At 38.4% G+C, this 8679-nt stretch carries 2 protein-coding genes; both read left to right on the top strand.

The genetic code is table 11. The features are described from left to right. Positions 1-3070, top strand: a 3070-nt coding sequence (locus tag HT731_RS08215) for a G5 domain-containing protein (RefSeq protein WP_173278468.1), incomplete at its 5' end; no start/stop codon positions are given. A 711-nt stretch (positions 3071-3781) separates the two neighbouring features. Beyond that, the coding region (locus tag HT731_RS08210; RefSeq protein ID WP_173278466.1) for a YSIRK-type signal peptide-containing protein at positions 3782-8679 on the top strand (4898 nt) is incomplete at its 3' end.

Genomic DNA, 8679 nt, shown 5'->3' with positions numbered 1-8679 from the left:
TGTTCGTTATGAAAAAGACGCCACAAGAGCTAAAGGTGAAGCTAATGTAACAATAGTTGGCACTCAGGGGACAAGTACACTAACTACAACATATACAGTTAATCCGACAGACGGTAGCCTCATTCCACAAGAAGGGCAACCTGTTATCAAACCGTCAACTCCGACAGTGGTCAAGGTCCCGGCCAAAGATGAGGTCGAATACCTCAAAGAAGGCGACGACGTGGTTAAGAAGACTACAAGTTACGCGGTCAATGCAAGTACAGGTAACCTTACTCCAACAGAGAAAAAGGAAATCTTCAAACAAAGTGGTGCCAAATCTACAGTTGTTGTTACCCAACTTGAGCCAAGTGTTCGTTATGAAAAAGATGTCACAAGAGCCAAAGGTGAAACTAATGTAACAACAGATGGTACACCAGGAACAAGAACAGTAACTACCACCTACACAGTTAATCCGACAGATGGCAGTCTCATTCCACATGAAGGCCAACCAGTTATCAAACCGTCAACTCCGACAGTGGTCAAAGTTTCAGCTAAAGATGAGGTCGAATACCTCAAAGAAGGCGATGATGTTGTTAAGAAGACCATAACTTACGCGGTCAATGCAAGTACGGGCTCCCTAACTCCAACAGAGACAACAGAAATCTTCAAGAGAAACGGTGCTAAATCTAAAGTTATCGTTACACCACTTGAGCCAAGTGTCCGTTATGAGAAAGATGCCACGAGAGCTAAAGGTGAAGCTAATGTAACAACAGCTGGTACCCCAGGAACAAGTACAGTAACTACCACCTACACAGTTAATCCTACAGATGGCAGTCTTGTTCCGCATGAAGAACCTGCAGTGGTAGTTCCTTCGACTCCTACAGTGGTCAAGGTCCCAGCTAAGGATGAGGTTGAATACCTTAAAGATGGTGATGACGTTGTTAAGAAGACAACCACTTACGAAGTCAATGCAAGTACAGGTATCCTTACTCCAGCAGAGAAAAAGGAAGTGTTCAAACAAGATGGTTCCAAAACTACAGTTGTGGTTACACCACTTGAGCCAAGTGTTCGTTATGAGAAAGATGCCACAAGAGCCAAAGGTGGAGCTAATGTAACAGTAGCTGGTACTTCAGGTACTAGAACAGTAACCACAACCTATACTGTCAATCCTACAGATGGCAGCCTCATTCCGCATGAAGAACCTGCAGTGGTAGTTCCCGCAAAACCTACAGTGGTCAAAGTCCCAGCTCAAGATGAGGTTGAATACCTCAAAGAAGGTGATGATGTAGTTAAGAAGACAACCAGCTACCAAGTCAATGCAAGTACCGGTGCTCTCACTCCAACAGAGAAAAAGGAAGTGTTCAAACAAAATGGCGCCAAATCTACAGTTGTTGTTACCTCACTTGAGCCAAGTGTTCGTTATGAGAAAGACGCCACAAAAGCCAAAGGTGAAGCTAATGTAACAACAGCTGGTACACCAGGAACAAGAACAGTAACCACAACCTATACTGTTAACCCTGCAGACGGTAGCCTTATTCCACATGAAGGAAAACCAGTTATCAAACTTTCAACGCCTACAGTGGTCAAGGTCCCAGCTAAGGATGAGGTTGAATACCTTAAAGATGGTGATGATGTAGTTAAGAAGACAACCAGCTATCAAGTCAATTCAAGTACCGGTGCCCTTACTCCAACTGTAAGGAAAGACATTACCAGTCCAAATGGCGCTAAATCAACAGTTGTTGTTACGTCACTTGAACCAAGTGTTCGTTATGAGAAAGATGCCACAAGAGCCAAAGGTGAAGCTAATGTAACAGTAGCTGGTACTCCAGGTACCAGAACAGTAACCACAACATATGCAGTTAATCCTACAGACGGCAGCCTCATTCCACATGAAGGTCAACCTGTTATCAAACTTTCAACTACTACAGTGGTCAAGGTCTCGGCCAAAGACGAAGTAGTAGAAACTCCGATTGAACCAGAAGTGGAATATGTTAAAGATGTTGAAAAAGACTTCGGTACACCAGATCAGCGTACTGAGGGTGAAAAAGGTAAAACAGTTACTACAACTACTTACTATGTAGATCCAAAGGACGGTCATATCACAGAACACGTTGGTAATCCAGTATTCATCCCCGCAGGTAAGACAATCGTTAAAGTAGGAGCTAAAACTAAGGTTGAACAATCTAAAAATCCTGAAGGTCGTGATGTGATTGATACCACTACCTATGAGGTTGATCCAAAAACAGGTAAGGTAACTCCAACAACAGTTCGAACTTATGGTAAAACGAAAGAACCAAAAGTAGAGATAGAACAAGATCCTAAGACAGGTGAAGTTACAGTAACACCGAAGAAACCAGATGGCTCAACATACCCACCAGGAACTAAGGTAGAAATCTCAGGCGAAGATGGTAAAGGTAAAGTAGCAAACAGTGATCTACCAGATGTAGAAAAACCAGGTATAGGTAAGACTACTGAGCCAGGTAAACCATCTGTGGAAGTTCCTAATGTAACAACTCCGCCTAAGGTAACAATTTTTGAAAATGGTCTATTACCAGATTCAATTGAATTGCCAGAGCTCATGATTGAGGTTCGATGGATTGGTGAAGATGGAAATGGATTGAAACCATCCCTTAAGACAGGTAGTGAAAAGGATGCTGAACATGGATCAATTTCTGGATATGAATTTGTACGAACTGTGATTGATGAAAATGAACCAGTAATGACTCACATTTTCAGAAAAGTAAGTTCAAACACAACTCCAATTCCAGTAACACCTGATACTAATGGAAATTCTAGTCACGATACACCTGCGCTAACCACTCCAACTCCAGTTACGCCAGTAATACCTGATGCTAATGGAAATTCTGGTCAAGATACAGCTGTATCACCAACTCCAATTCCAGATGCAGTTACTCCGAATGAAAATCATGAAGATGCTACAGATTCTATTGATAATAGAGCTAAGTCAAATAATTCTCAAAATGTATTGCCAAATACAGGAACAGAATCAAACGCGACTCTTGCATCTCTAGGACTTCTTGGTATGCTAGGCGGTCTCAGATTTCTTATTGGAAAGAAAAAAGAAGACTAAAATAAAAATGTAGTCAAAATATGAATTGTTCATTGTTAAGTGGACAATGAATGTAAAAGATAAAGAAACGGCCTTGTTCCTCATTTCAAGAGGTACAAGGCTGTTGTCGTATTCTAGAAAAAAGTAGATATCAATATTCGTACCTAGAGATAATGGGTTGAAATAAAATATGTACAAATCGATGAGGGGATTTAGATTAATTTTTAAAAATGAATTAGAAGTCATATTATACTATTCTAGCTTCAATCTGTTATACTCATTTGAAATCAAGGTTCCCCTTTTGTTGATAGACTATTCAAGAAATATTGTTGTATAAGTATATGCTTTAAAATTATAGGTACACGGAACCAATGATAGGATTTTTAATTAAAACTATTATATATTTGTTTTTTTAAGGAAGAAATTTATTTTTTTGATTTTGTAATAATATAAAATTATATTTATAGGATATATCTGAAGAATATTTTAAAATTAAGGATGGGATATTTATCGTTATTCAGAGTTGTTTTTAATTATTATATATTTGCTGATTGCGCTTTCTTTGGATTGCTTGTATTTATACCATTTTAATTGATTAAATATATTGAAAGTGGTATAATCTAGCTGTCAAAACTGTGATGTGAAATGTCCATCATAGTGGTTTTTATTGTTTTATTCCCAGAGGGAATATTGCTTTTAATTTGATTTTGTATTTTAACATAAGGAGGAACAATGGAAAATAAATCAAATTCACTCAATAGAATCAAGCGCCAGCAACGTGAAAAAGTTTTGCGCTTTTCTATTCGTAAGTATAGTTTCGGTGCTGCTTCAGTTGCTGTTGCAGCGCTGATGTTTTTAGGTGCCCGCGTTGCGAGTGCGGATAGTGTAGTTGACAAGACTTCACAACTTAATGCGGGTGTAGTAAACCCTAAAGGTGAGGCCGAATTGCCTAAAGAGAGTCCAGAATCTACTGCAAACAAAGTAGATGAAGGACATAAATCTCCAGAAAATCAATCGCCTGCAGTTCCTGTAAATAACGCGCCTACAGTTGATAAAGCCAAGTTAAGAAAAGTAGTTGAAGAATTAAATGCTCTTCTTTCAACTAAATTAAACCTTGACGAGTCAGTAGTATCACCTATTAAAGACAGACTTCAAAAAGGGAAAGAATCCCTAGAAAGTTCTGAGCTAGCTCAAAAGGATATTGATGAGCTTGCGGAACTCTTGTCTAAAGATGTGACAGTCGTATCAGCTGCTAAGGAATCAACTGAGGTTCAAGTAGATAAAAAAGTTGATAAACAAGTAGATAAAACTGAGAAGCAAGCTGATAACCTAGCCAACCAATCTTCTCCTGAAGTAAGTGCAAGCGAAGAGAGCCAAACTGTATCAGCTAAAAAAGATGCTTTGAAAGTATCTGTAGATCAATTGAAGGCAGCAGTTCTGGAAGTGCCTGAGCATGAGACTAGCAAAGAAGTTCTTGAAAAAGCCAATGAACTATTGGGCTTAGCTCAAGGTGTTCTTGAAAATACAACAGTTTCTCTGAACGATGTTGAAGATATGACAAAACGTGTGAAGAGAATGTTTAACTCTGTTAAAAACGCTACAACACGTTTGACTTCAGGATCTCGTGACTCACGTAATGGTAAGAGCATGGGTGAAGGTACAAGTTTTAGAGCGACTACTGTTGAATATGGTCGTGTAGAAAATGCTTTAATTAATGTTAAAGAATTTATATCAGAAGCAAAAAGGCAGGGTAGCACAGATATCGGGGATCGTGATCGAACAATCCAGAAAACATTCATGACTGCAAAATATAGCGAAGAAAATGGTAAAAAGTATATTACCTATGACGTTTATTTCCAAAATGATGGTAAAGCATTAGATGGAAATGCAAGAAATGCATTTTGGTTTTATCCGCCACGTGATATTTTACATATAGAAGGTGGAAATTATCCTGGAGCAACTCTTTTTGACACTTATTATGAACGCTATAGAAATAATGGAAGTGGAGGAACTCTTTCTCATAATCCTAATAACTTTACTAAGGTAGGGCCTACTTATTATGTTCCTTCAAAAGTTGAGGATGATAGCTCCCAAAGACTTTGGAACGATGGCTTTAGTTTTTATCAGCTAACTGGTGGACCTAACAGGAATGATCAACGTCAGCAAATGTTGAAGAATTTACAAAATAATTCTGATTTAAATGGTATCATAAAACAGAATGGAAGTTATCCAGGTTTATCTTATTCCCATCTTTTAACTATTGCACCACATGTTAATTATGCCTATAAATATCATGTCAAGATGCGTTTAAGGGATAATGTAACGGCGGATCAAGCTAAAGCAGCGGGAACAATGGCTGTAACTGTTAAAGCAGGATTAGCTACAAACGCAACGGCAGGATATGTGTATGCTGCTACTGGAACAAGATTAGTAAATACCCCTGACGCACCAAAAGACCCAATCCAAGGTTTAACAGTTACAAAAACAGTAGGAGATGCTTTGGGAGATCCAGATGATCCTGCAAATTCAGGTTATGTTAGACATAAAGAGGGTAAACCATTTCCTCCAGGTATGACTTGGAGTTGGCAAGGTGACGTCAAACCAACAAGTACAGCACAAGCTGGAGTATTCAAATATACTTCTATTGCGACTTATCAAGACGGTTCGAGTTCAGAAGACAAAGGTTCTGGTTCAGATGGAACAGTTATATTAAACGTTAAGCCAAAACAACCAATTATTACAACAAATGTTACTAATAAAAAAGGGTTACCAAATCAACAAATTACTGTAAATGTCCAAAACGGAGTGCCAGAGGGCTCGACAGTTAAGCTTTACGATGGTGATAGAGAGATTGGAACTGGAACAACTAAAGGAGGGACTGCGACAATTACAGTTACAGAAGCTCTACCAGGAAAACCTATTACAGCTAAAACAGTAGTTACTAATAATAATGGAACAGTAACTTCTGATAAAAGTGCTCCTGTTATTCCAACAGAAGCACCAGATACACAAGCTCCAACATTAAAAATCTCACCAGATAAGCCAGTAAAAGTAGTTGAAGGTGATACTGTAAGATTCACAGTAACAGCAAGAGATGATAAACATGTTAATCTTATTACTGATGATTTTCTAGCAAAATACGGTACTAGGGTCATTTCAAATCAAGTATCTGTTGATTCACCAACAGATACTGATACCGAAAAAGTAAGAACTATTACGATTCCAACAACAGCACAAGATGTTGGGGTTCATACAATTACTTTTAAAGCTACTGATAATGTAGGTCATAAAGCTGATGATGTAACATTTACGTTCGAAGTTACACCACGTGATAACCAAAAACCAATCGTTGAGGTTGGTGGAGTTCGTTTAACAGAGACAGAACCAAAATCTGCTCAATTTTATGTCTATCGTGGAGCTACATTTAATCCGACTGTGAAAGCCTGGGATAATTCAGGTAACATTACTTCTATGAGTGTTGAGAACTTACCAAATGGATCTAAAGCTCAAACTTATACACCTCAAACCGGAAAAGATGGAAGTACGGAAGATAAAAAATACACTACGAACCTATCTACAGGAACAGTAGCTGATACACAGACACTAGGAGATCACGTAGCTAAGTTCAAAATTTCTGATGGTGTAAATAGTGCTACCTATCTGATGAAGTATAAAGTTGTCGATGTTGTTGTGGAAAACACACCTAAGACAGTCGAATTAAACAGCAAGTCAGGTGATCCAAATGAATACCTAAATACAGCCGGTAAGCAAGACAAGTCAGGTAAACCAGTTGTAGAATCGCAAGCAGATGTTCACTTCCCAGGAGGAATGAACTTCCGTTGGGACAATGCTAACGGATCAGATACGAATGTAACTTTATCTAAAGTAGGAAAACAAACTCATAAGGCGATTGCGGTGTTCCCTAAAAATCCAAGTAAGCGTGGTAGTGTCCAAGTATTTGCACCAGAAAAAGCTGAGAGAAATGTTGTTTTCAATGTAGTGGATAATGAAAAGCCAAAAGCAAGTCTAAATGGAAAAGAGTTATCAGAAACTGCCAATGAACCAATCTTTACAGTTTATCGTGGAGCTACATTTAACCCAGAGTTAAAAGTATCGGATAACTCTGGTGTGATTTCTAAAGTAGAAGTTAAGGGAGGACTTCCAAATGGGGTAACTCCATCTACATTTACAGCTCAAACAGGTAAAGATGGAAGTTCAGAAGATAAGAAATATAAAACTCGTTTATCTTCAGGAACTGTATTGAATACTGAAACTTTAGGAGTACATGAATCAACTATTCACGTAGAAGGAAGTAATCCTTCAGATAGCCGTGATTTCAAATTTAAGTACCGCGTAGTTGATATTGAAACAAGAAATCTTGATGAGCACGGTATAGCAAAAGTACCAGTTGCTTCAACATTAAATAAAGATAATAGTTCTAAAAATATTGATGCGCATAACTATCTGAAAGTAGTCGATAGTGAAGATAAAGCAGATCGTGGTAACAATTATTTACCAAGTGGTATGACTTGGACATGGAAAGACAGAAACGGCGTTAATAAAGATCGAGGAACAACACTTGACAATTCAGGTAAATATACTCGAACTGCAACAGCAATCTTCCCAGGCACTAAAGCTAATAATATGACAGATGATACTAGCACGACCAGAGATGTATTTGCACCAGCAGAAATCAAGCGTAAAGTAATTCTAGCAGTAACACCAACAGCACCTACCGTAGAAGGTAAAGAGAATGGTAGTGTAACAATTACCCCACCAAAACAACCTGATAGTACTAATCAACAAGATATTGATAAAATTACTCTTACTTATACACCGACAGGTAAAACAAGTCCAGAAACTGTAACAGTTACGAAATCTGGAAGCAAATGGACTGTAAATGGTAAGTCTGATGATAAAGTATCAGTATCACCTGAAGGAGTTGTAACAATTTCTGATACTGAAGTTGAAGATAAAACAGAAGTAACTGCAAAAGTTTCTAAGAACATTGATGGTGTACTTACTCTTGAGAGTCCTGTAGCTAGAGGAACAGCAAATGGACCTTTAGCAGCTGAGGTTATAAACCCAGCACCAGTTCCGGAAAAAGCACAAATTACACCAGTTACAGTTGTGACACCTAACAAACCAGGTTCAAGCATTACAGTAGATGGCCCAGTAAATGGTTTAACAGTAGATGATGAAGGTAAACTTAAAGGAAAACCAGAGGTAAATGATTGGAAACCAAAAGAAGAAGAACGCACAGTCGAAATTCCGGTTAAAGTTACAAAAGGTGGCGAGACAGTTACTGTGAAAGTTCCAGTTCCAATTTTACGCGATACAGATGGAGACGGAATCCCAGATAAAGAAGATTCAGATGATGATAATGATGGAATTCCAGATGAGGAAGAAATCAAAAATGGAACAGATCCTAAAACACCAACAACTCAAACTCCAGTTGAGATTGAAATTACTCCACAACCAAATGGAGATGCGATTGTAACGCCTAAGAAACCAGGAGGAGGAACATATCCACCAGGTACTAAGGTAGAAATCCCAGGTGAAGATGGAAACACAATTACTGTTGAAATCGGTAAAGATGGTTCAGGTAAAGTACCAAATGACAAACTTCC

It is taken from the genome of Streptococcus sp. k-163 (assembly GCF_013277555.1).
Taxonomy (GTDB): domain Bacteria; phylum Bacillota; class Bacilli; order Lactobacillales; family Streptococcaceae; genus Streptococcus.
Note: the sequence above shows the minus strand (reverse complement) of the source record. Positions and strands in the feature narration are given on the sequence as shown.